This is a genomic window from Nostoc sp. FACHB-892, assembly GCF_014698795.1.
GTDB lineage: Bacteria > Cyanobacteriota > Cyanobacteriia > Cyanobacteriales > Nostocaceae > Nostoc.
The window spans coordinates 214,531-237,458 of record NZ_JACJTR010000009.1 but is presented as its reverse complement, the minus strand read 5'-3'; the positions used below and the strand labels follow the sequence as shown (position 1 = coordinate 237,458).

Sequence of the window (22,928 nt, the reverse complement as noted above, 5' to 3'; positions counted from 1 at the left end):
AACCAATGACCTATTTAACTATTCTATGCGCTGTAAACTACCAGAGTGCTTTAACTGATATAACGTAGGGTTGCCTGTACAGAACAATACCGTAGCAATTTCGGCGATTAATACTTCAGCCAGTTCAGAAACTGCTGTTTCTGATATTGCTGCTGCTTGCAAAAAAGGCATGGCTAAACCCGCTATATCTGCTCCCAAGGCGATCGCGGCTGCGACATCCAATCCATGACGCAAACCTCCCGAAGCAATTAAGGGCACATCTGGAGCGATCGCTCTAATAGTTGTAATGCACTCTGCTGTCGGTAAACCCCAATCAGCAAATGTCCTTCCTAAGCGACGTTGCAAAGCATTTTCTGCCCGTTCACTTTCTACTTTTGCCCAAGAAGTACCCCCCGCACCAGCGACATCAATTGCTGCTACCCCGGCGGCAATGAGTTTGTTGGCGATCGCTGCTGAAATACCGTTACCAACTTCCTTCGCAATCACTGGTATTGATATTTCGGCGCATAATTTAGATATTTTGTCAAGCAATCCTTGAAAATTAGTATCACCTTTGGGTTGAATGCACTCTTGTAGAGGGTTAATGTGTAAAATCAGGGCATCGGCCTCTAGGATATCAACTACCCGCAAACATTCATCTAAGCCGTACTTGTAGTTAAGTTGCACAGCGCCCAAGTTCGCAAATAGCAGAACATCTGGGGCATATTTGCGGACAGCAAAAGTATCAGCAACCTGGGGTTTTTCTACCGCTACCCGTTGGGAACCAACACCCATTGCAATTTTGTAGTGTTGCGCGACTTGCGCCAAACGGCGGTTAATCATTGCGGCTTGTTCTGTTCCTCCAGTCATGGAAGAAATTAACAAGGGTGCGCCAAGGTGTTTCCCCAGGAAAGTTGTACTGAGATCAATATCGTTATGGTTTAGTTCGGGTAAACAAGAATGGGTAAAACGATAACGTTCTAGTCCATTGGTGATTTGATGAGACTGAACATCTTCCTCTAAACAGATCCGAATATGATCGGCTTTACGATTTTGAGTTTGTGCAGAGATATTGGTAGGGGCGTTCACTGGTGGATATGGCTAAAAGTATTTGCGATCGCTATTGTTACATTGTATGTAACTAATCTTTTTATAACAAAAATATTTCTTTTGCCTATCAATAGGGTAACGTACCCTATTGATAACAGAAGCATTCCTCCTTTTTGTAAGCTTGGCAGAAGCGATCGCAAAGCACGGATTTTACCAATGCAGACAAACAACGGGTAATGTTATTATCATTCCAACTAAGCAAAATAGCATTACACTTGCCCTGAGTTAAGACCGCTATAATTGCAAAAGCTAATAAATTGTTAAATAAGACAATGAATAAACTTCAAAAATATATCTAACAAATATAGCTTAGTTAGCGATTGATTCAATTAAAAACTAATATAAAATTCCTGTTTACTGTGTTTTCTAAATTAGTAATATGCCTAAAATTACTGTTTCCATTCCGACTTTTAATCGTGTTAATCTCCTTCCTTATGCCATTGACAGTGTACTCAACCAGTCTGAGCAAGACTTTGAGCTAATTGTTTGTGATGACGGTTCTAGCGATCGCACACCTGAGTTGATGTCACAGTACACAGATCACCGGATTAAATATATCCGTCATCTGCAAAATATTGGTAAAAGTAATAATATGCGCTCTGGCTTTGATGCAGCTAGTGGTGAATATTTTATGAAATTTGATGACGATGATCGGCTAACACCCGATTTTCTTGCAAATACCGCAGCTATTCTTGCTCAAGATTCTAGCATTGATTTTGTTGGTACAGACCATTGGATAATTGATATTAACAATGTGCGGGATGAGGTAAAAACTCAAGAAAATTCTCATCGCTGGGGTAGAAATAATTTACCAGCAGGTATTGTAGATAATTTATTGGAAGTTGTATTTATTAACCAAAGCTTTCAAGTTGGGGCGACATTATTCCGTCGTAAAACTTTGCAAGAATTAGGATATATGCAGCCAAATCTGCAAAATTGTGAGGATAATGATTTATTTGTACGTCTGGCTTTGGCTGGAAAAAAGGGCTATTATTTGCCAGAATTATTGATGGAATATCGCAACCATGCAGAACAGCAAGGTATCAATAGAGCCATTCCTTATTTGTTTGATAAAATGCAATATTTAGAAAGTTATAAGTTTGAGTCTGAGAAAATAGAGACAATCAGGAAAAATCGTCTAACTGAAACGCAATTATTATTAGGTTTGCGTTTAATTGAAAAGGGTGAAACACACAAAGGCAGAGAGCTAGTTTTAGCGGGACAGTCTTTTTCGGCTGCTAAAGCTTGGACTGGTTTAAGTTTATCGCTGTTACCAGTTGGGTTGCGGGGTAAAGCGTTTAATGCACTGCGACAGGTGCGTGGTTAGACATTGGCACATTGTGCAAATTTTTACTGCCTTTATGGGAGTGCCATGTTTTAAAATTTCAATAATTTTAGATTCCAGACTGTCCATATTAGCCACCAATTTCAACTTTATAGAATAAAGTCAGACTGTACCGTTTGCAAAACTGTCGATAATCTTTAACATTGTTTTGTCACCTAAGCCTTTGATCCGATCTACGACATTGATAAAAGATTTGAATTTCCCATTGTCACGCTCACTGATTATTTTTTCAATTATTTTAATATTTATACCAACCCGCCTTAATTTAGAGGTAAGCTCAGATACACCCAAGGTATTAAGTGCCTCCAATGGTTCCATTGGCTTTGGAATTCGGTTTTCAATTTCCTTGAGTCTGTCATTAATATTTTTAATTTCAAGCCTAAACTCTGTCTGTAATTCAAGAGTGCGGTTTTCAAAACGTGATTCAAAGTTTGTTACGCGAGACTCAGTGTTGCTAGACCGTGATTCCATATTTATTAAACGGGATTCAATACTATCTGAACTAGCAGTTCCATTGTTCGGAAGAAATGCTTTTGATTTTCTAAATAATTCAACTTGCTTTGTTAGAATTTCCTCATTTTCCGACTCAATTATAAATACTCCAATCATCTCTCCTTTCCGAGTATCTATTTCTCTAGCTCTAGCCGCAGCATAATACTCAAAGTCTCCATCGACTACTTCAAAAGATTGCAAACCTGTTCTGCGGACTACAATAGGGTTAACAACTCCTTCAGACTCTAAAATTAAGTGAGCAGCTTGTTCTAGTTCATCATCTACAAAATTTGAACGAGGCTTGCTAGAGGTAATTTTCTTGACAGCCACAAGTGAAGTAGATAATTTCATTAATCTAATCCTATTTTTTGTAAAACTTCTATTGCTAATAACTCAAATTCTTGTGCAGCAATTGAATCTGGCTTAAAATCAAGTACAGATATGGGATCAGCTACCTCCATATCTCCTATAATCAGAGATTTCTCAGCACATTTCGCTAGATCATCTCTATCATAAATTACTGTATCCATGACTTGAAGATCATACCGTTTTGGAATTGCTTCTAGCCTTTTAGGTAAAGTATGTTTCACAAATTGATTGTTAGTAGATATTTTACAAGCAAGGACACCTAAAGTTTCAAGAGGAGGTTTTCTGATTTGTTTTCTAAATGTATTAATGCCTTTAATAAACTCTTTAACGTTTGTTAATCCTTGGTTTGCAAAAGGTTTAAGATCAGATGGAATAATAAGATAATCAGAGGTAATTAAAGCAATTCTCGCATACAGATTTAGTGATGGTGGAGTATCTATAAGGACAACATCATATTTATCTTTTACATATTCTAACTTGTCAATAAGTACCAGTCTACTACCCTCAAGAGCATTTAAATCAGTTTCATTTCTCATCAAATTGATGTGTGCTGGAACAACATCAATCTCAGGATTGCAGAAATTAGATTTTCTGGCTACTTCTGAAATAGGATAAAATTCTTCAGATTGTAATACTTGAAGAAGATTAGAATCCTTGATGTCATCAAATTCTTCATCATCAAATTTGACTAATCCTGTGGCAAATGTAGTATTAGCTTGGCTATCAAAATCAATTACTAAAACTCTTTTACCCTTTTTTCTAATAGCAGCAGCTAGGTTAACTACTGTTGTTGTCTTACCAACGCCGCCTTTGTTATGATAAACTGCAATTATCTTCATTGAATGTTCTCTCTTGATTTCTATAACTGAATTATTTTCATGTACTTGAATTTCAAAATTATCTTTAGATTGCTTATTTGTGAAACTTTCCCTAGCAATTAAACCTTTAATTTCCTCTATCCTCGTTTCAACTTCCTTTCCAGGACACTGAAATAATAGCTGAATATCATGTTGCACTTTTTGATAAATTCTAATCTCTTTGCCATTAGTCAACAATCCATATCTGACATTCAAGCTGGTTAAATAATGTCTGAGTCGGGGGACATGATTATTTAAGTTTTGTTTGGGATGCTTTGCCTCCATGACGACACTCAACGGCGAATTGGCATCTAAGACAAAAGGAATCACTTGTGCGGCAAATGCTAAAAAATCTAAGCGAATGCTACCAACGGCAACCTCTTGATGCCAGGTGTCAGGAGTATAACCAAGCTGTGGTAGCAAATATTGCACTATGAGTTTGCTTTCAACTTCGCTTTCGTTACGGCACAGCTCAGGATTAAAAGGCAATATTTTTCTACCTCTAAATAATTATTGGACTTGAGACAAAACCTGATATTTGCTAGATTATGGCATAGCCTTAATTATGTTGAGTGATATAAATCACTTAGAAAGATATAAAAAATCATCATAAAATTAGTACTTTTACTGATAAAATAGCCAATTTTGAGAGTTAGGCATATTCAAAATTAACAGGCTACGCATATATTTCCCCATTATTTTTGTAAATGGATAGAATCAAAGTGTTTACCTATTTGCGCTAAAGGTTTTGGCTACTGTATCTTGTCCCCACTGCCATCAACTCGTTGATAGTCAAGCTATTAGTTGTCCCTATTGCCGGACGACACTCAAAGCTTACGGTCATCCCGGTATTCCATTGCATCGCGCCACTGGGGACGGGTATCTATGCGACACTTGCACTTATCATGCTGATGATACTTGCAATTTTCCCCAGCGTCCCTACGCCAAAGACTGTACCCTCTACCAAAATATTGAAGAGACAAAGTTAGAGTTAGAACAGCAGCGTTACACTAAGGGTTTTGCAGTAACTGTGAAAAGTTGGGTAAAACGCAATCAGGGTTTGCTATTGTTATTAGGTCTATTATTGGTCTGTTTATTGTTCGTTATATTAAGACCTTGATTTGGGTTTTCTGGGGAGTGGTGAATATAACGCTTTTGTGTTGAGTTTAATATAGACCTAAAATAGTTCCGATTTTATATTTCAATTGTCTCCCCAGCTAAATTGAAATTTATTTTTTATTGCTTGTGAGAAATCCGGGTTTATGCATCTGAATTATCGGCTATTTGAATTTCTTGCTCGTATTGCGCGATTGCTTCTTCAATTGTTTCATTACTAACATCTGAAATATCGGATTTGGAATAAATTGTAGTGAGTATAATTCCCTGATCAGTTTTCAGATAATAAATGACTCGATAGCCTCCACTTTTTCCTTTTTGAATGTTGCTATGCAAGTTCTCGAAGATCCCTTTTGAAACGAGGTGTAAGAGCGATCTGGATTGGCGATGGTTCACTCTGCATCGATACCTGACCACATTTCTGAGAGGGGAAGAGTTTGTCCAGTTAAAGCTTCGTGTAAACCTTGGCGAATACCTTCTATAACAACTTCTGTAGGTGTTTCATCAGGATCGGTTTCGTCATCTTCGGAAAGTAAGACGATAACACGAACACGCTGTGGTTTGATGAATCCCAGTGATTTATCGAGCGTAAGTTGTCCACTCTCATTAATTGTCGCTGTGGTTTCAATTGCTTTCATAGATAATGATAGTGTAAGTCAATTCAACCTACTTATAGTCTAGTGCAGCAATCCCCTTAAACGCTTCATCCAAAATCGCCACTATAGGAAATGGTCAAAAATAACAAACCATGCCCAATCCCTAATCTTCAGGCTGTGATGATTTTGGATGCTGCTGCAATCTTTAAACTATGGTAATTTTGGGTTCTTCGGCAATAGGTTCAACTTGTATCACTGGCGCTTTTTCCTCAAAGGCGGCTAAGTCGAACCAAAAAGTGGTGCCTATACCAACTTCACTCACCAGATGGACTTTACTACGATGTCTGTCGATGATATTTCTGACAATCGATAAACCTAAACCCGTACCTTCTAGGGTATGAACTCGGTTTTCTACGCGAAAGAAGCGTTCAAAAATTGCGTGTTGATCTTCTGTGGCAATGCCAATTCCAGTATCAGAAATTTCAATCCGCACTGGAGGATATTGGCTGTGATTGGGCTTGAAATCTAGTTGGTAAGCGCGGATTGCCACTTTACCACCGGCTTTTGTAAATTTAAGGGCATTACCAATCAGGTTGCCAAACACTTGTACTAACAGATCATAATTACCCATTACCAGGGGCAAATTAGGAGCAACTTCTTGAACAAGTTCAACACCTTTATCTTTAGCATTCAGTTGGTAAGTACGCAGTGTTTGCTCGATCGCTTGGGCTAAATCTACGCCATCGAAGCTGTAGTTGCGACCAGATTCGAGTTTTGACAAATCTAAAACATCGTTGACTAGGCGAGTTAAGCGATCGGTTTCATGGTTCACAGTTTGCAGAAACTCTTGCCGTTCTTGCAAAGCTAAGTCTTCGCCGTAGTCGTGCAGGGTTTCAATATAAGTTTTGATGTTAAATAGAGGCGTTCGCAGTTCGTGAGAAACGTTGCTGATAAATTGGCTTTTTGCCTCGTTTAGTTCCACCTCACGGGTTATATCTTGGACAGTAATCGCAATACCTTTGATGCTTTCCCTTTGCACATTGAGTACTGTCGTTAAAAGAATACGGATCGTTCGCGGGGCAGGTTGGTTAATAAAAATTCGGAATTCGGCGCTTTCGCATTCGCCTGCTGCCATTTCGTACAAAGGGCGAGTGATTTCTATTTGTACCGATGGCGGCAAGTGATGCAAGACATTGCAGCCTACCACATCGGTGGTTTCCCAGCCAAAAATCCGCTTTGCTGTAGGGTTGACTAAAATCACTTGCATATTATTATCAATCAACACAGCACCATCTGCGATCGTTGAAACTAGAGTTTCTAGCTTGGCTTTTTCTGCGGTCAGTTCTTCAATATTCTGTTCTTCATAGCGTTCTAATCGCTCTCCCATTTCATTAAAGCTTAAAATTAATTCCCCCAGTTCGCCCCCCAAGGGTAAATCAATACGCTGCTTGAAATTCCCGGTAGAAATTTGCTTTACCCCCACCAGCAGTTCTTTAATCGGCTTAGTGATGGTCAAAGCGTTAATCACTCCTGCCAAAATCACCATTACCCAAATTGTGATAAAAACGGCGATGGTGACATCGCGGGTAAAATTAGTAGAGATGACAGCAGTCTGATTGGGGTTGATACCGATCGCTAATACACCTAAGTATTTGTTATTGACGATCAAGGGAATAAACACATCGGTGACTGTCCCATCTGGGGTTGTATGTTGCCGCACCATCGGCTTTTCCCCATCACCAGGGTAATCTTCTGGCAGTTGGATTCGCCGTTTAATGGTGAGGGAGTTTTCTACCTCGGCTTCCCAAAAAGGAATCCCAAAAAAGATTTCCCCGGTTTCATCAGCGTAGAGCATATAACGCACACTAGAGGTGCTGCTGTAGAAGCGTTGAGAAAATTGGGCAACCTCAGTGAGATTATTGTCAGCGACTAGGGGGGCAACGTTGGCAGCAAGTAGCAGCCCCAAGTCACGACCGAAGCGGGTGTCATTCATCCGCGCATCCTGCTGAATTGTATTCACAGCCCAAAAGGTCAGACCACTCATTACCAATGAAACTACCATTGTGGCCACAGCCAATAGTTTGGTCTGGAGGGTAAACTCTGACCACCAAGCAGCGATCGCATGTCGAATTGTTTTTAACAGAGTTAGCATCTTAAATAAAGTTGTTAGTAGTCTTTGTTATAAAGCCCAACAACTAAAAAATTAACAGTTAATTTGACAAACATGTTAGGGGAGAGAGATGGGAAAAAAAGTGCAGGAGATATTCTTATAAGGTAGTCTTAACGAATTTACCTCATTTCAGCTATCCTTGTTAATCTCCAGTTGACGATGAACGCGTTAAAACCCATTTTGTGACTATTGGTTACGCACAGATGAGCAGTCTAACAAAAATCCAACCTGTCGTGATTTTGAACTAGTTGTCCGGCTCAGGTTAGCGGTTGCTAATAAACTTGAACTCAGCACTAAGATATTCAAACCGACGCGCCACCGCTACGATGCTACTGCAAAATCTGTGTACTGCCGCATCTTAGGCTCATGGAATGCCAACACTATATCTTCCTTAGCAACACCTGCACGAACTAAGTCAGTTGCGATACCATTTTCAGTCCAATCTTCCTCGATCCAGAATTTGCGATCTCGAATCCGAACGTAGACAGTCATACCAGTAATGCGTTCGCCATTTTGCCAACCAAGGTTCATCCAAATATAATGACCCTTTGAGTCATCGATAATCAAAAATGTTTCCATGTCTTGGTTAGGACGACGGTTACATAGTTCTACATACTCTGTCAGGATACGCTTAATTATCTTGGGATACTCTGTTAATTTATCCATAGTATTAAGTCAGCCTTGCAGCTGTAATGAAAATCAGTACAGCTTTAAAGCCTACATCAGGCTGCATTTGGATTGCTTATGGCGTTTGTTCCCCCTGCTTGGCACTCACCGCTCTATGCCCAATATCTCTCCGGTAATATATCCCATCAAACTGAATATGTTTGATCCCTGCGTAGGCTTGGGCGATCGCTTGCTCAAAATTTTCTCCGATTCCAGTCACATTTAATACTCGACCCCCATCTGTTACTACTTGTTGTTGCTGGTTCAATTTTGTACCTGCATGAAATACAGTTGCTCCTGTTGCCTCTGCTTCACCAATGCCAGTAATGACTTGGCCTTTATTATATTCTCCGGGATAACCACCTGAAGCTGCAACTACAGTGGCAGATGCTCCCCCTTTCCAAGCAATGGGCGGGAATTCACTTAATCGCTGTTGTACACAGGCTAGAATCAAGTCTTCTAGGGGTGTTTCTAATAGTGGCAAAATTACCTGGGTTTCGGGATCGCCAAAGCGACAGTTGAATTCTAAAACCTTCAAGTCTCCATCGGGTGCAATCATTAATCCAGCATACAATACGCCTCGGTAATCAATGCCTTTAGCTCGTAAGGTTGCGATCGCTCTTTCTAATACTTCTCTTTGAATGCGTGCCATCAACTCTGGCGTAGCTATAGGTGCTGGGCTGTATGCTCCCATGCCACCAGTATTTTCGCCCGTATCGCCCTCACCAATCCGCTTATGGTCTTGAGCTGGCAACAGGGGGCGAATCGTTAACCCATCTGTTAACGCTAAAACTGATACCTCTTGCCCAATTAAACATTCTTCAATGACAACAAATTCACCAGCACTACCAAATTGTCCTTGAAAAATCGCATCAACGGCACTTTCTGCCTGTGCAACTGTTTCAGCTACCGTTACGCCCTTACCAGCCGCCAAGCCATCAGCTTTGACGACAATTGGCGCTCCCTGAGATTTGACATAAGATTTTGCTGCTGCCGCCTGCGTAAATACCGCAGCCCGTGCCGTCGGAATCCCTGCTTCTTGCATCAAAGCTTTTGCCCAAGCTTTACTCGCCTCAATTTGCGCTCCCGCTCTAACTGGCCCAAATACCATCAATCCTTTGTCTTGGAGGTAATCTGTGATTCCCTTTGCCAAAGGCACTTCTGGCCCAACTATCACTAGAGTTATGCCATTTTCTAGAGCATATCGGCTCATGCCCTCAAAATCATCGACTGCTAGGGGCAAGTTCTGGCAACGTTCCATACTTGCTGTGCCCCCATTCCCTGGTACACAGACAACTTGCTCAATTTGCTTAGATTGCAACAGCTTCCATGCCAGAGCATGTTCGCGCCCCCCATTACCTACAACTAAAACTTTCACTGATTTCCTCGTGAGTTTCTTGCAAAACGAGAATACCTAATTCGGTTCTCGCGGATCAATTTTTTCATCAATTCTCACACTTGTGCAAGCCTCTGATAAAAAGGCATCGGGAAAATCCACTCTTTTTAAAGATGGGATAAGAGATGCCCCGATGCCCTTGACCGTTCACGGTTGACGGTTAACAGTCAACATTCAGCTTGAAATTCCATCCCCTTTTATCGGTGGGATGAGCTTAATTTGATCTGCTATAGCGGTTCTCGTTTATGTGAGGTACACCCGTAAGGGCACGGCACTGCCGTGCCCCTACACCTTGCAATGTAATCTTGTACCGCATCTGAATAAGAACCGCTATACCTGTTTCAGCTATTGAATTTTAACTGTATTTCTTATAAAACTTAAATTTCATTAATTAGTAATTTTACGATTTATATCGTTAGCAATTAGTTAATTTATTTAACCATGTTTCTTAAGCAAAAATAATTTTTTTAATTATTTGTCATATTAAAAACACTATAACAATCAATTAAAGAAATCCTCAATTAAGAACGAATTATTGATTATAATTATTAACTTGTGAATATAGAAATTAATCAGGATATAACAAAATAGGCAACATGGCTAAAATTATCGTTACTGGAGCCGCCGGTTTTATTGGTTCTCATCTTGCAGAAACATTGCTGCAACAAGGAGAAGAAGTAATTGGGATTGATGAATTCAATGATTACTACGATCCTATGTTAAAGCGTAAGAATGTTGCACCCTTACATCAGTTGCCTAGTTTTACATTAATTGAAGGAGATATTCAGTTTTTGGATTGGCAGAAACTCCTAAAAGATGTAGATGTAGTTTACCATCAAGCGGCACAAGCAGGGGTAAGAGCAAGTTGGGGTAAAGCTTTTCGAGGTTATACAGAACGAAATATTAACGCTACACAAGTTTTGCTAGAAGCAGCTAAGGATGCTAAACACTTGAAAAGGTTAGTGTTTGCCTCTTCATCAAGTGTATATGGTGATGCAGAAACCTTACCTACCCACGAGGGCATTTGTCCTCAACCAGTTTCTCCTTATGGCATTACGAAGCTAGCAGCAGAGTTTTTGTGTGAGCTGTATCACAAAAACTTTGGCGTGCCCTGTGTGGCACTGCGGTATTTTACAGTCTATGGCCCCAAACAGCGCCCAGATATGGCATTTCATAAGTTCTTTAAATCGATTTTACAGGATGAAGCGATTCCTATTTACGGCGATGGCCAGCAAACGCGGGAATTTACGTTTGTTAGTGATATTATCGCCGCTAATTTAGCTGCCGCGATCGCACCTGAAGCAGTCGGAGAAATCTTTAATATTGGTGGCGGTAGCAGGGTGGTTTTGGCAGAAGTCTTGGATACGATTGAAGAAATTGTTGGAAAACCAATCAAAAGAAACCACATAGAAAAAGCGATGGGAGACGCGCGCCACACGGCTGCTGATGTATCTAAAGCCAAGAAAATTCTTGGATATCGGCCGCAAGTTTCCTTGAGAGAAGGTTTGATACAGGAATGGGAGTGGGTGAAATCTTTGTATTCCCTACCCTCTTAATTTTCCTCATCCCCTCATCTTCTTAACCTTCACTTTTGAAAAGTCTTGCTCTTATACCAATTCACTAAAATTATGAAACAGATGTAAACCCTCAAAGGCAAGTATCTCTAAGTTTTTTAATTGCGTTAGCGTAGCGTTAGTGAGTCCGCTACGCTAACGCAATTTGCAATTACGTTTATTGATTTTAATCTAGAAATACTTGTGCTTGAACCTTAAAACGTTGTGCTAAATATTGAATTTGACTCAGCGTTAAGGCTTGATCTTTGTTTAAAATAGCTTCTATTGTTTCCGATGTACCAATTTCAGTCAAATCTGAGAAACTTAGTCCATGTTCCTCTATTAAATAAGCCAATACATCACTCCCGCTACAATTAGGGATAGAATAATGCTCTGCCTCATAAACCCCAATCAGCGTCCCTAAAGTATCAAGAAAATTATAAAGAGGATGCTGTTCATTTGTGCCAATTTCATCAATTAAATCATTTAATCGTTCGATCGCTTGGTTATACTCTTGCTCATTGCCAATCGTAAGCAGGGGTGCGATCGCGCTCCAATGGGTATTAATATCTGGGTGAAGTGTGCTTAAGTTTTCCATTGGTCTTTGTTGTATTCTGAATGGGTCAAGATATCACGGATATAAACTTTTTGACGATTAAAGTGAATTGAAGTAATTAATCGATATTTATTGCCACCAATATTAAACACAATTAAATTGCCTACAAGATCGGCACTAGGAAAAACCGAGCCTAATTCCTCAAAAGTCTGAAATTTTGCCGAGTTCATGAGTTTAAACCAACGAATCAGCGCAGTTTCACTATCAGGATACTTTTCCTAAAATTGACGTAATGTTTTACGAGAAATAACGTGCATGATTCGCTGGATTGCTCAGGCTATTATAGCGAATCTTATTATAGTGCGATCGTTAAAGTTCCGATTGCACTACCTGGCTGGCGAAGCTTCCGGGGTGAAGCCTTTTTACTTTTGACTTTTGACTTTTGACTTCCGCCTTGCGGTACTCTATTCCCACGATTGAAATTCATCAATGGCGCTGCGAATTAAGGAAGTTATTTGAGCGCGACGGGTTTCAAAATTGGCGGCGATGTAAATCAGGAGAATGCCAACTAGCAAGCCAACAACCCATTTTAAAAAGGAGTACTGCAAGCTAAAAATGACTGATTGATAGATTGTAGTGGTTAAAAAAGTGGCTGTACCAATATAGAGAAAAGCCCGCACTCGCAAAGCTAATCCGGCAAAAATGGCGATGAGGCTGAAAATTCCTGGTATCCAAGGTGTATTCTGATTAAATAAAATTGCCCACCCACAAATTAAACCACTACCTAGCAATCTAACAAGATGACGAGCGCCTTTATACTCTGGTAGCTTCAGTTGAAAATCTACTTGAGCAATATAAAGCAGTGATAACCCAATGGGTGTTACATACCACAAAGCATCAGTCAGGCGTAAGGAATCAAACCAACGGTAAAGCGCCCAATTAATCAACGCCACACTGACATAGGTAAAACGAATGTTTTCGCCCACCTTTGCGAGGAAAATGTAAAACCCAGCTGCGATTATCAAGGTAATGGGGTAAGTTTGCAGTCTGGTTTCCCATAAAATTATTAGTGGTATGATGTAGGCGGCTTGCTGCCAAGGTCTTTTAGACCAACCCCAACTTTCCCAAGGTAGAATGTATAGAAAATAGGCTACCACACAAGCGATCGCACCGTTCCAAGGAACTAACGGCCCAGCCCAAAATCTTCCTACTGCTGTCTCGCGCCAATAAACTCTCATGGCGGCTACCTCTAATAAGCCAAGGTAAACCCACATTTCGGCTATTGTGATTCCTCCGAAAATGCTGGGGGAAGTTTGCGAATTTCGTCCCTGAAAGATGGCATAACGAATCAAAAATACTCCAGTTCCCAATCCCACTAAACGGTTAACTCCAATGGGGAGAGGAATGGCAGCCATTAATAAACAGCTACTCCAAGCCCAATGAACATGGGCAATTCCTTTCAATTCTTGGGGAGTCAAGCGTAAGTAACTTACCAGCCAAGGCGATAAGATGCGATAAGCATACATGATACTAGCGCCAAGGGCAGACATGGCAATCAATCCATCACCTAATGCTCCCCCTGAAACTTGTAACATTTGATAGAACAAAAGTTCGTATGCAGAAATTGATACGCCAATGATACCTAAGTAAAGCAGGGGTTTAAAACTCTCACGCCGTCGCCCCACGCCAATGATAATTAAAGCTACACCCAAGGAATATAAACCAGTCCACTCGGTGAAGGTGTTTACACGCAGCAATACACTGAATAGGCCATAAATTAATGGCAAAATGTGAAAGCTGCTAGGAAGCCTTTCTAATTGATGTCGTCGTCGCCACCACTCTCCGACAAGTTGAGCAATTAAACCCAAGGCAATATTTGCAATTGCAACTTTAACAATTGAGCGTTCCCCAAATCCCAACACCTGGGCAGTTAACAATTCTAAACACCAACCGATGCCATAAAATGCCCAATTTGTCGGTTGTCGCCAACTGCGATAAACAATGGCTGCCAAGGTGATTACAGTGGCAACTAAGTACAAAAATCCTGAAGTAATAAACCCTGAGTAAATCAGTATTGAGTGTACCGTTAAACCAAACAACTCAAAACCACACAAGGCGATCGCCCATTTATCACTAGCGTCTGCATATATAACTCCTAATGCATTACCGCGTCTGTTCAAAACTGTCCGCGCTAACCATAGACTTAGGATTGCGATCGCTCCTACGACTAACCAACCTCCTAGCGCCAGGCGAGGTAAACCAGGCACACCTACCCACAACAACGCCCCAATGAAACTTAAAGCAAATCCTTCTGTAATTACCGCAGATACTTGGTTTCGTAAATAGCGCGTATTTGCGAACATCAATCCCGTACCTATTGCCAAACCGATTAATCTGGTTTCTGGTAGTTGTAAGGTGAGTAACTGGGCAACTCCCACAGCTAAGATACTTAAGTAACGGGTAGTAGTCCGCCGTTGAATTATTGTGCAATTGGCAACACCCGTGAGAGCTATAGGCGTAACTAGCCATAAAGCTCCCCAATGAGCTTGGCTATCAGCTACACCATACCAAGATGATTCTGCATTCATCCACAATAGGAAAAAACTAGCGGCGGCGAGTCCTAAACCAATATCCCATGCACTACGTTGCCATAATCCTTCTTCGACGCTGAATCGCCATTCTGCAACCATCAGAGCTAACAAAATACTTGCCCAGACTTGTTGACTTAGGGTTGGTGCTAGCCAATTAATCGTAGAGCAAAATGTCAGCACCCCCATGATGTGAGTTAGATATACCAGGGGAAGGGATAAGGGGGGACGGCGTTGAGTGACGAATGCGAGAGTAATTGTGGAAAGTAGCAGATTTAGCGATCGCAATATAGGATTTACTAAAGCTAACGTTGTTAAAAAAGTTCCAAATAAGAGGGTGAGCAGTTCACCAAATTTAGCCAATTCTCGCTTTTGGCTACGATGCAGGCTATCTGTGAGCGCCACCATTAAAATTACGTAGGGAAACAACGCCACACTCAGCAACGCCCAAGGTTCATTTTGAGAATTAGTGAGTTGAGTACCAGTTGCGATCGCTAATTTCTGTAAGCTATCAGGTAATAATCGCCAAAATAGCCAAATCGTCTGTAAGCCAATGGCGAAAACTGCTGCGAAGTCAGCCTTGAAACTGTATCGCCGCAAGCGGGTTCCCACAAACCACAAACCCAAACCACTGACAACAATTGCTTGCCAAGGATAATTTACTACCGAAACCAGCCAACCCAGGAAGAGTAGAATGCCGCCAAGTCTTTCCCAGAGTAAGAGGGATGAGGGAGATGAGGAGAATATTACTTTTGCTCCCCCTGCCTCCCCTGCTCTTTCCGCCCCCTGTGCCAACCAAGTTACTAGCCATCCACAAATACCAATAGCTAACCCCAACTGCGTTACATCTACATGGACAACAAAAATTGCCCGCACTAGTAGCACTATTAAAGCATAAATAATTACAATTGCAGATAAGCTAATACTTAACCTTTGGCGATTGCGCCTATCTTCTTCGCTGATAGGATTAGGGTGTTGGAAAAGATTGTGATAAACCGTAATAATAGTTGTGCCGAGCATTGCTAAATAAACGGCAATCAAGGGAAATCCTGGAAATTGCCAACCCCAATGCAGATAACTCAGCCCCAGAATATTTGCTAAAGGTAATTTCGCTCTATTATATAAATTAGGAAAAATAGTCCGATTTTTGTAGAGTAAAACAGTTATAGCAGTCAGGGTTGGCCAGGCGATCGCAACTACAATCCAATCCACAGGATTTTGCCACAATCGAAAGCTATCCATTGCCCAAAAGTTCACTGGGACTAACAAAAGCGTGACAATCAACAAAGTTTGAGCCGTCAATCTGAGATTGTTTTGCCTAGTTGCCCAAAAGCTTAAACCCCAAAAACTCAAAGTATAAGCAAATAAAACTCCGTATTGTCCAGAAGCAGGAAACCTTTCCCACTGACTCGCAGCTAGTACCCCAGAAGACACCACTACTAGGAATACCCCTAGAAAAAGCAGCCAACGGACACTCAATTCTGCCCCTAATGACTGCAACATTGTGCTGATAAAGTTGGGTTTAACTGGTAGTTCTTGTTGCGGTTGTCTACGCCTATTAGATTGTAAAGCTGCTACGGGTAACTGCTGTACAGGATCGGAAGTTACAAACGCTACCTTTGTTTCAGCTTGAGGCTGGGGTTGCAATACCACCGTACACACCAGAAACTCTCGGCATAGCTGCCTAACTTGGTTATCGGATATCAAACCTAAGCGCAGCCATATATCTAGTCCTTCTAATAAATGAGGATGGGAAGATGGCAGCTTTATTTCAAATTTTAGTGGACGCTCAAGAGGCGATGACATAAGCGACAGCAGTATAACTATATACTTTAATTATGATTTTCATTAAAGTATATTTTGGCTGCAATTGTGCCACTTATGAGGGTAATTGAAATTAATTTTTAATCTACGAGGGATATAAAACTATGTTACGGAATGTAAAATTAATTACTCACGAACTTTTACTCATGCGCCTGTACCTTCTCTTTAGTTAGATTTTGTTATTTTCCAAAGTAAGTTGTTTATCTGCTGTAACTTTGAGTTATAAATTTTCTCAATTCCAGCTTTTAAGAAGTCAGAAGGACTAAACAAGAATATGTCAGTGAAGCCATTAGTAATCTCTGGTAACTTATTTTTCTCTACAATTTGAAGTCGCACTTTTGGATCAACTAAGTGACCAAGAACTTGTATTGATGGAATTATGCTAGTATCACTAATTACAAGCGGTTTATTAGCTTGACTAACAATGTTAGCAATTTGGGGAAATGCTTGGTAGTTTTCCGGGAATTTGTTCCACCACATTTGGGCTTGAGAACTGATTGTACAAGAGATGATTCCGCTCAGAAATACCATGAACGCTACAAGCGACCAGAGCTTTTTTTGCCAAACTGTAGTATAAATAGACGTGAGTTTAGTACTAAATAAGTAAGCAACAGCTAACTGTATACCTAAAACTGAAGGAAGTGTATATCGACTAGTAGCATATCGCTTTTGAAAAACGAAATCCGTTACCAGTAGTGGAAGCACTACAGATGCAATCAAAGTTAAAACAAATAACCAAACTTCCTTAGAGGTTCTTCGGCAGAGAAAATAAATTGAGTAGAGTATTAAAATTAAAATAATTAAAATAAAAGGAATTAAGGCAATCTTAAGTCTTCCTGGGTCACTAGGGCTAATACCTAAATCAATAAATGTACGACTAAAAATCCCAGCCCACCTTGTAGCTGACGCAAATACTGTTTGTTTAGCACTTGCCCAACTTACTGTTTCTGGCTGAGGATTCGTAATAATAATCCAAATCCAAGGTACAAACGTGATAAACCCCGCAAGCGATGAAATTAGATAATAAATCGATGTTTTACTCAATCGGAAGCGTTCGATTGTAATTACATAAATTCCCTGTGCAAAAACAACCAAGGTAAAAAATAGATGAGTATAAAACCCGACTGATAATGTTGCTGCATAAATGCACCAACTAACCTTTGTTTTAAGGCGCATGGCTCGCAGGAGTGCTACGCTCGATATTAAGATGGTTGCTATCCATAAACTGTATCCTCGTACTTCTTGTGCATACACGACATGAATAGGTGAAACAGCTACTAATGCGATAGCCATCCACCCTACTAGTGAAGACTCAAATAATTCTAGGCATAGCCAATAAATAAAAGGAAAGGTGAGCAGACTAATAAATGCCGAAAAAAGTCTCGCCACTGCTATAGAATTACCAAACCACTCTAACCAAAACCGAGCCATTACAAGGTATAGCGGCAAAATTTGTGAGTCTTCTAAAATAACCCCTTTAATTGTATCAACTACGTTTTTGTCAGGATTGGGATACTGATATTTATGCAAATCTTCTATGGTGAGCAAACGACCATTACTTAATTGCTGATTCATTTCTGACTGCATATAGCCAGATATGCGTAATGATGAGAAAACCTCGTCGCCCCAATAAACTTTTTTGTCAATATTGACGAAACGAAAAAATACACCTATTACTAATATAATAATGAGTAAAAAACGCAACCATGATTTAGAAATAGCCCAATTTTGTAACAATCGCTTTTTCATACAATTTTCAATCTACTCAAAGTTTTCATCAACGGTGGCAAAATTGTATTATTGCTAGAATCGTTTCTTAGGAGGCATTTTTTTGCTTCCGACACTACTCTCAAAGATATTGTAATATGCTATGCTACCAACTACTTGACCTAGTTTAATTGAAATATTTATTTAGGGTTTGATATCCAATTTTCATTTATTAAAACCATACTATAAGAATCCACTTTAATTTATGTTCGCGCGACGTGGCGTAGCCATACTTATTTGCATGGTGCGCGTTCGCGTTGTGGCAAAGCCTCTCTGCAAAGAGAAGCCTAGCGCAAGCGCGATAGGCAGGAAGTAGGAAGGGAATCAACCTTGTCGAGTTGTAATACAGAGTTTTTTCTAAAAAAAAATACTAATCCTATAAAACTTAAAAGTACTTTTTGTCGCCGTTCTTTCACTATAAATTATATTGAGCATAATAGTTATAAGCTAGCAAGTAAACATCTAGATGTTCTCTTTCACCTTAACAATGAGATCAATTGTCTATACATATTTGAGTTAAAAGTACCTTATAATATGAGACTCAAGGTATTTGCAGCTCTTGGCAATAACATCCTACACTAAATACAATTTGTTTGTTTTTTATCGTAATAGTATAAATTGAGCTAAATGTAAAATACTTGTATTAAAAACAAAAAGATTTCTTGAAGAAGAATTCAGAAGCCAGAATTCAGGAGCGTTTATTCTGCTTTGTTGAAACCAAGCGGAAGACGCTGAGTTTGGTTTATCGAGTAGACTAAGCTAGCGATCGCCCCCGCAGGTATTTCTGATTCATGGCTTACTTAGCTGATTGCCGCTATGAAAGACATAAGCTGCTACGACAGTATTGTTCCTATAGTTGCGATCGCGCCTACCAAGAAAAGAACATCTTTGTTGAGTACGAAACTACACAAACCATAACGTGTCCTTGTTCCAGAGCAAGTATTTTAAATTCCTGCACTCCTTTGCGAAGATTGCCTTACTCAACACTACTGATACAGCCAAGGAAAGCCATTCGACCCATTTTGTCACCTTCTCGACTTATTCCCATCTTCCAGTAATAGAATTAAGAACGAAGCCTTTGTAAAGCCTTCAACTATCAAAAGATAGAAGCTCTAGTAGCAGATTTTACCAAATGTTAGTAAATCGAAAATCTGCATCCAAAATAAGCTTGTAGCATATAAAACGCTTGTAAGACTTTTATGACTTCCCGTATTCGCTTTTTGATGTGCCCTCCTGACCACTATGATGTGGACTATGTGATTAATCCTTGGATGGAAGGGAATATTCACAAGTCATCGCGCGATCGCGCCGTGGAACAGTGGCAAAAACTACACCAGATCCTTAAACAACACGCCATTGTAGACTTAGTACCACCTGAAAAAGGTTGGCCAGATTTGGTTTTTACCGCCAATGCTGGCTTGGTACTGGGGAATAATGTCGTCCTCAGTCGCTTTTTGCACAAAGAACGTCAGGGAGAGGAGCCTTTCTTCAAACAATGGTTTGAGGCAAATGGTTATACAGTGAATGAACTTCCCAAAGATTTACCCTTTGAGGGAGCAGGAGACGCACTGCTGGATCGAGAAGGACGCTGGTTATGGGCGGGATACGGTTTCCGCTCGGAATTAGATTCTCACCCTTATCTAGCTAAATGGCTGGATATTGAGGTGCTATCCCTACGATTAATAGACGAACGTTTCTATCACCTGGATACCTGTTTTTGTCCCCTAGCAAATGGCTATTTGCTGTACTATCCGGGCGCTTTTGATTCTTACTCCAACCGCTTAATTGAAATGCGAGTCGCACCAGAAAAACGGATCGCAATTGAAGAAGCCGATGCAGTCAACTTCGCTTGTAATACGGTGAATGTAGATCACATCGTCATCATGAACAAGGCGAGCGATGCTTTGAAAACCCGCCTTGCGGATGTAGGTTTTCAAGTGTTGGAAACACCGCTTACCGAATTTCTGAAAGCTGGTGGTGCGGCTAAATGTTTAACTTTGCGGGTAACGGAGCCAGTTAGAGATGAAATTCATGCCAATGTCTCGGTAGAAAGCCGCGTCATTCGCATGGAAGGACATTTGCTCGATGCAGGCTTAATTAACCGAGCCTTGGATTTGATTATAGATGCCGGGGGAAGCTTCCAAGTTCTGAATTTCAACTTGGGAGAACAACGGCAAAGTACCTCAGCCGCCGAGGTGAAGGTATCAGCACCATCCCATGAGGTGATGGAAGAAATCATCTCAATGTTGATTGATTTGGGTGCAGTAGATTTACCACATGATGAGCGAGACGCTATCTTGGAACCGGTAATCCAAGATGGTGTTGCGCCCGATGATTTCTACGTCAGTACAATTTATCCTACTGAAGTGCGAATTAATGGCCAGTGGGTGAAGGTAGAAAATCAGCGCATGGATGGCGCGATCGCAATTACCCAAACTGCCAATGGCTTAGTCGCTCGGTGTAAAATACTACGCGACTTAAAAATTGGCGAACAGGTAATTGTAGATGTGCTAGGTATCCGTACCATCCGCAAAACTGAATCGCGCGAACTCCGAAACACCCAAGAATTCAGCTTCATGTCGGCGGGAGTTTCCAGCGAACGGCGCGTGGAATTGGTCGTTGAGCAAGTAGCTTGGGAATTGCGAAAAATCCGCGATGCTGGTGGTAAGGTAGTTGTCACGGCTGGGCCAGTGGTGATTCACACTGGTGGCGGCGAACACTTGGCGCAACTAATTCGGGAAGGATATGTACAGGCGCTACTGGGTGGTAATGCGATCGCAGTTCACGACATCGAGCAAAATATGATGGGCACTTCCTTGGGTGTAGATATGAAGCGGGGTGTCACCGTTCGTGGTGGACACCGCCATCACCTCAAGGTAATTAATAGTATCCGCCGTTATGGCAGCATTCCCAAAGCTGTGGAAGCGGGGGAAATTAAAAGTGGCGTGATGTATGAGTGCGTCCAAAACAATGTGCCTTTTGTGCTTGCGGGATCGATTCGGGATGATGGGCCTTTGCCTGATACCCAAATGGATTTGATTCAGGCACAGGAGGAATATGCTAGACACTTAGAAGGTGCGGAGATGATTTTGATGCTGTCATCGATGCTGCACTCCATTGGCGTGGGGAATATGACTCCGGCGGGGGTGAAGATGGTGTGTGTGGATATTAATCCAGCTGTAGTGACTAAGTTAAGCGATCGCGGTTCTGTGGAATCTGTTGGTGTAGTGACGGATGTGGGATTGTTCCTCAGTCTGTTAATTCAGCAGTTAGATAAGTTGACAAGTCCTTATGTGAATAAGGTAGGTTAAAGAGAAGAACCGCAAAGAACGCAAAGGACGCAAAGAAAGGGAGATGACAAGAGTAGCTTTTAATGAAGAGTTGCAGGTTAATTGGGTCAGTTTGATTGCTGATTTTATGCTGGTGGGAATGGTTTTTGGCCCACCAGTGGCTCCCTTTCTGGCTGCGTCTGGGGTGTCTTTGTTTCCTAGTATTGCGGACATCATTTATTTCATGGGTAATCATGTGTGTCCGCAACCAACTATGGGGTTAGATTTAGCACCACCGTTTATGATGGCTGTATGTATGCGCTGCTACGGCACTGTAACGGGTTTGCTGATTACTCGTCTGCTGTATGGGGTAACTGGTGGTAAGGGATTTTACTGGTTAAGTCAGTATGGTTTAGGTGGTGCAGCGATCGCTAGTGTGCTGATGATGGCTTATCCTTTGGAATTGGCAGCACAGATTTTCGGTTTATGGAGTTTTAATAATTATTTGGTTATGCCTTTTGGGTTGATTACGGGTTTGGCGTGGGGATTGTTTACTATGCCGATATTGCATGGGTGGCGAAGTGCTAAAACCAGCTTGGATGAATTGTAGTAAAGGTTTTCCGGCATTTAGTAAATAATTTGGGATAATTTATTTGCTCCAAGGCAGCGACACATCAATTATTTGTAAGGGCACAACATTGTTGTGCCCTTACCCATCTGTCGCATTCTTTTTTCAAATTGGTATAACTTCAGCCATCATGGTGACCCCCTGCCTTCTACCCCCAACACCATCTGTCTGTAGAATGAAGCACATCATTAAGAATGCATCGTATTCTCTAATGTAATTGAATAAAAACCTATCTGCTTACAAACAAAACTACTCAGTAGTAATCAAGTCTGACTTTTTACCAATTCAATTAAGAGGTACAAAATGGATTTATCACAAATTAAAGAACATCTGCCAGTTTATGCAGAAGGCCCAGGCGGTTTATCAGGGGCATCTGACACCCATATTGGAAATATCGACTCCGTGGAAGGAGGTAAATACATCAAATTGACAAAGAATAATGCTCCTGATGGACAACACCACTGGTTTCCTATTGACTGGGTAAGGGCAGTAGATGAACGAGCTGTTTATCTGAAAAAAACAGTGAATGAAGTGATAGAAGAATTGCTCAATGAGCAGCCTGCTGGTGTTTAAAATTGTTAGTTTTTGAGAAAATAGCGCTGCATTATCTTCTATAGAGACAGCGCTTCTCTATCTAGCATCCAAAA

18 protein-coding genes and 1 pseudogene are annotated in these 22,928 nt (G+C 40.9%); 7 read left to right on the top strand and 12 right to left on the bottom strand.

What is annotated here, in order from left to right:
• Window positions 1-18: 18 nt before the first annotated feature.
• Window positions 19-1,068, bottom strand: a complete 1,050-nt coding sequence (fni, locus tag H6G96_RS15145) for a type 2 isopentenyl-diphosphate Delta-isomerase (RefSeq protein WP_190912221.1) — start codon at window positions 1,066-1,068, stop codon at window positions 19-21.
• A 400-nt stretch (window positions 1,069-1,468) separates the two neighbouring features.
• Here fni and H6G96_RS15140 point away from each other — a divergent pair, with 400 nt between their 5' ends.
• A complete protein-coding gene (locus H6G96_RS15140) occupies window positions 1,469-2,416 on the top strand; it encodes a glycosyltransferase (protein WP_190912220.1) in 948 nt (315 codons plus the stop codon).
• A 120-nt stretch (window positions 2,417-2,536) separates the two neighbouring features.
• Here H6G96_RS15140 and H6G96_RS15135 read toward each other — a convergent pair whose 3' ends face one another.
• Window positions 2,537-3,277, bottom strand: a complete 741-nt coding sequence (locus tag H6G96_RS15135; protein WP_190912219.1) for a hypothetical protein — start codon at window positions 3,275-3,277, stop codon at window positions 2,537-2,539.
• The gene (locus H6G96_RS15130) at window positions 3,277-4,641 is read right to left on the bottom strand and encodes an AAA family ATPase (protein WP_190912218.1); all 1,365 of its coding nucleotides are present in this window, start codon (window positions 4,639-4,641) and stop codon (window positions 3,277-3,279) included. Before H6G96_RS15130 ends, H6G96_RS15135 begins: the two co-directional genes overlap by 1 nt.
• A 259-nt stretch (window positions 4,642-4,900) precedes the next feature.
• On the opposite strand from H6G96_RS15130, the gene H6G96_RS15125 reads away from it, so the two are divergent.
• A complete protein-coding gene (locus H6G96_RS15125; protein WP_190912217.1) occupies window positions 4,901-5,272 on the top strand; it encodes a zinc ribbon domain-containing protein in 372 nt (123 codons plus the stop codon).
• Between the two features lie 140 nt (window positions 5,273-5,412).
• Here H6G96_RS15125 and H6G96_RS15120 read toward each other — a convergent pair.
• The 5 genes and pseudogenes from H6G96_RS15120 to purD form a co-directional block, all read right to left on the bottom strand.
• Window positions 5,413-5,671, bottom strand: a pseudogene (locus H6G96_RS15120) (hypothetical protein).
• Window positions 5,661-5,906, bottom strand: a complete 246-nt coding sequence (locus H6G96_RS15115) for a hypothetical protein (protein ID WP_190727335.1) — start codon at window positions 5,904-5,906, stop codon at window positions 5,661-5,663. Before H6G96_RS15115 ends, H6G96_RS15120 begins: the two are co-directional and overlap by 11 nt.
• 163 nt (window positions 5,907-6,069) lie before the next feature.
• Window positions 6,070-8,016, bottom strand: coding sequence for a two-component system sensor histidine kinase NblS (gene nblS / locus H6G96_RS15110; RefSeq protein WP_190912216.1), 1,947 nt, complete (start codon window positions 8,014-8,016; stop codon window positions 6,070-6,072).
• Between the two features lie 339 nt (window positions 8,017-8,355).
• Entirely contained in the window at window positions 8,356-8,700 is a 345-nt protein-coding gene (locus tag H6G96_RS15105; RefSeq protein ID WP_190912215.1) for a XisI protein, read from the bottom strand.
• Between the two features lie 76 nt (window positions 8,701-8,776).
• Complete coding sequence (gene purD, locus H6G96_RS15100) at window positions 8,777-10,078, bottom strand: phosphoribosylamine--glycine ligase (RefSeq protein ID WP_190912214.1); 1,302 nt, start codon at window positions 10,076-10,078, stop codon at window positions 8,777-8,779.
• Window positions 10,079-10,692: 614 nt separating this feature from the next.
• Here purD and H6G96_RS15095 point away from each other — a divergent pair.
• Entirely contained in the window at window positions 10,693-11,652 is a 960-nt protein-coding gene (locus H6G96_RS15095; protein ID WP_190912213.1) for an NAD-dependent epimerase/dehydratase family protein, read from the top strand.
• 184 nt (window positions 11,653-11,836) lie between these two features.
• Here H6G96_RS15095 and H6G96_RS15090 read toward each other — a convergent pair whose 3' ends face one another.
• The 4 genes from H6G96_RS15090 to H6G96_RS15075 all read right to left on the bottom strand — a co-directional run bounded on the left by H6G96_RS15090 (window position 11,837) and on the right by H6G96_RS15075 (window position 18,366).
• A complete protein-coding gene (locus tag H6G96_RS15090; RefSeq protein ID WP_190912212.1) occupies window positions 11,837-12,247 on the bottom strand; it encodes a transcriptional regulator in 411 nt (136 codons plus the stop codon).
• A complete protein-coding gene (locus H6G96_RS15085; protein WP_347242236.1) occupies window positions 12,235-12,453 on the bottom strand; it encodes a type II toxin-antitoxin system HigB family toxin in 219 nt (72 codons plus the stop codon). Before H6G96_RS15085 ends, H6G96_RS15090 begins: the two co-directional genes overlap by 13 nt.
• Window positions 12,454-12,669: 216 nt before the next feature.
• Window positions 12,670-16,599, bottom strand: a complete 3,930-nt coding sequence (locus tag H6G96_RS15080) for a DUF2157 domain-containing protein (protein WP_190912211.1) — start codon at window positions 16,597-16,599, stop codon at window positions 12,670-12,672.
• A gap of 183 nt (window positions 16,600-16,782) precedes the next feature.
• A complete protein-coding gene (locus H6G96_RS15075) occupies window positions 16,783-18,366 on the bottom strand; it encodes a glycosyltransferase family 39 protein (protein WP_190912210.1) in 1,584 nt (527 codons plus the stop codon).
• A gap of 809 nt (window positions 18,367-19,175) precedes the next feature.
• On the opposite strand from H6G96_RS15075, the gene H6G96_RS15070 reads away from it, so the two are divergent.
• From H6G96_RS15070 to H6G96_RS15055, 4 genes are all read left to right on the top strand, one after another.
• Complete coding sequence (locus H6G96_RS15070; RefSeq protein ID WP_190912209.1) at window positions 19,176-19,442, top strand: hypothetical protein; 267 nt, start codon at window positions 19,176-19,178, stop codon at window positions 19,440-19,442.
• Window positions 19,443-19,583: 141 nt separating this feature from the next.
• Window positions 19,584-21,695, top strand: a complete 2,112-nt coding sequence (locus H6G96_RS15065) for a TIGR00300 family protein (protein ID WP_190912208.1) — start codon at window positions 19,584-19,586, stop codon at window positions 21,693-21,695.
• A gap of 43 nt (window positions 21,696-21,738) precedes the next feature.
• On the top strand, window positions 21,739-22,263 hold the full coding sequence (locus H6G96_RS15060; RefSeq protein ID WP_190912207.1) for a DUF2085 domain-containing protein: 525 nt from the start codon (window positions 21,739-21,741) through the stop codon (window positions 22,261-22,263).
• A 321-nt stretch (window positions 22,264-22,584) separates the two neighbouring features.
• Entirely contained in the window at window positions 22,585-22,854 is a 270-nt protein-coding gene (locus H6G96_RS15055; protein ID WP_190727349.1) for a DUF2171 domain-containing protein, read from the top strand.
• Window positions 22,855-22,928 lie beyond the last annotated feature (74 nt).

Coding starts and splice junctions, on each gene's coding strand:
- H6G96_RS15060 (WP_190912207.1), top strand. CDS start 21,739: ATGACAAGAGTAGCTTTTAATGAAGAGTTGCAGGTTAATTGGGTCAGT.
- H6G96_RS15065 (WP_190912208.1), top strand. CDS start 19,584: ATGACTTCCCGTATTCGCTTTTTGATGTGCCCTCCTGACCACTATGAT.
- H6G96_RS15075 (WP_190912210.1), bottom strand. CDS start 18,366: ATGAAAAAGCGATTGTTACAAAATTGGGCTATTTCTAAATCATGGTTG.
- H6G96_RS15080 (WP_190912211.1), bottom strand. CDS start 16,599: ATGTCATCGCCTCTTGAGCGTCCACTAAAATTTGAAATAAAGCTGCCA.
- H6G96_RS15090 (WP_190912212.1), bottom strand. CDS start 12,247: ATGGAAAACTTAAGCACACTTCACCCAGATATTAATACCCATTGGAGC.
- H6G96_RS15105 (WP_190912215.1), bottom strand. CDS start 8,700: ATGGATAAATTAACAGAGTATCCCAAGATAATTAAGCGTATCCTGACA.
- H6G96_RS15115 (WP_190727335.1), bottom strand. CDS start 5,906: ATGAAAGCAATTGAAACCACAGCGACAATTAATGAGAGTGGACAACTT.
- H6G96_RS15055 (WP_190727349.1), top strand. CDS start 22,585: ATGGATTTATCACAAATTAAAGAACATCTGCCAGTTTATGCAGAAGGC.
- H6G96_RS15070 (WP_190912209.1), top strand. CDS start 19,176: ATGGCTTACTTAGCTGATTGCCGCTATGAAAGACATAAGCTGCTACGA.
- H6G96_RS15095 (WP_190912213.1), top strand. CDS start 10,693: ATGGCTAAAATTATCGTTACTGGAGCCGCCGGTTTTATTGGTTCTCAT.
- H6G96_RS15140 (WP_190912220.1), top strand. CDS start 1,469: ATGCCTAAAATTACTGTTTCCATTCCGACTTTTAATCGTGTTAATCTC.
- H6G96_RS15135 (WP_190912219.1), bottom strand. CDS start 3,277: ATGAAATTATCTACTTCACTTGTGGCTGTCAAGAAAATTACCTCTAGC.
- nblS (WP_190912216.1), bottom strand. CDS start 8,016: ATGCTAACTCTGTTAAAAACAATTCGACATGCGATCGCTGCTTGGTGG.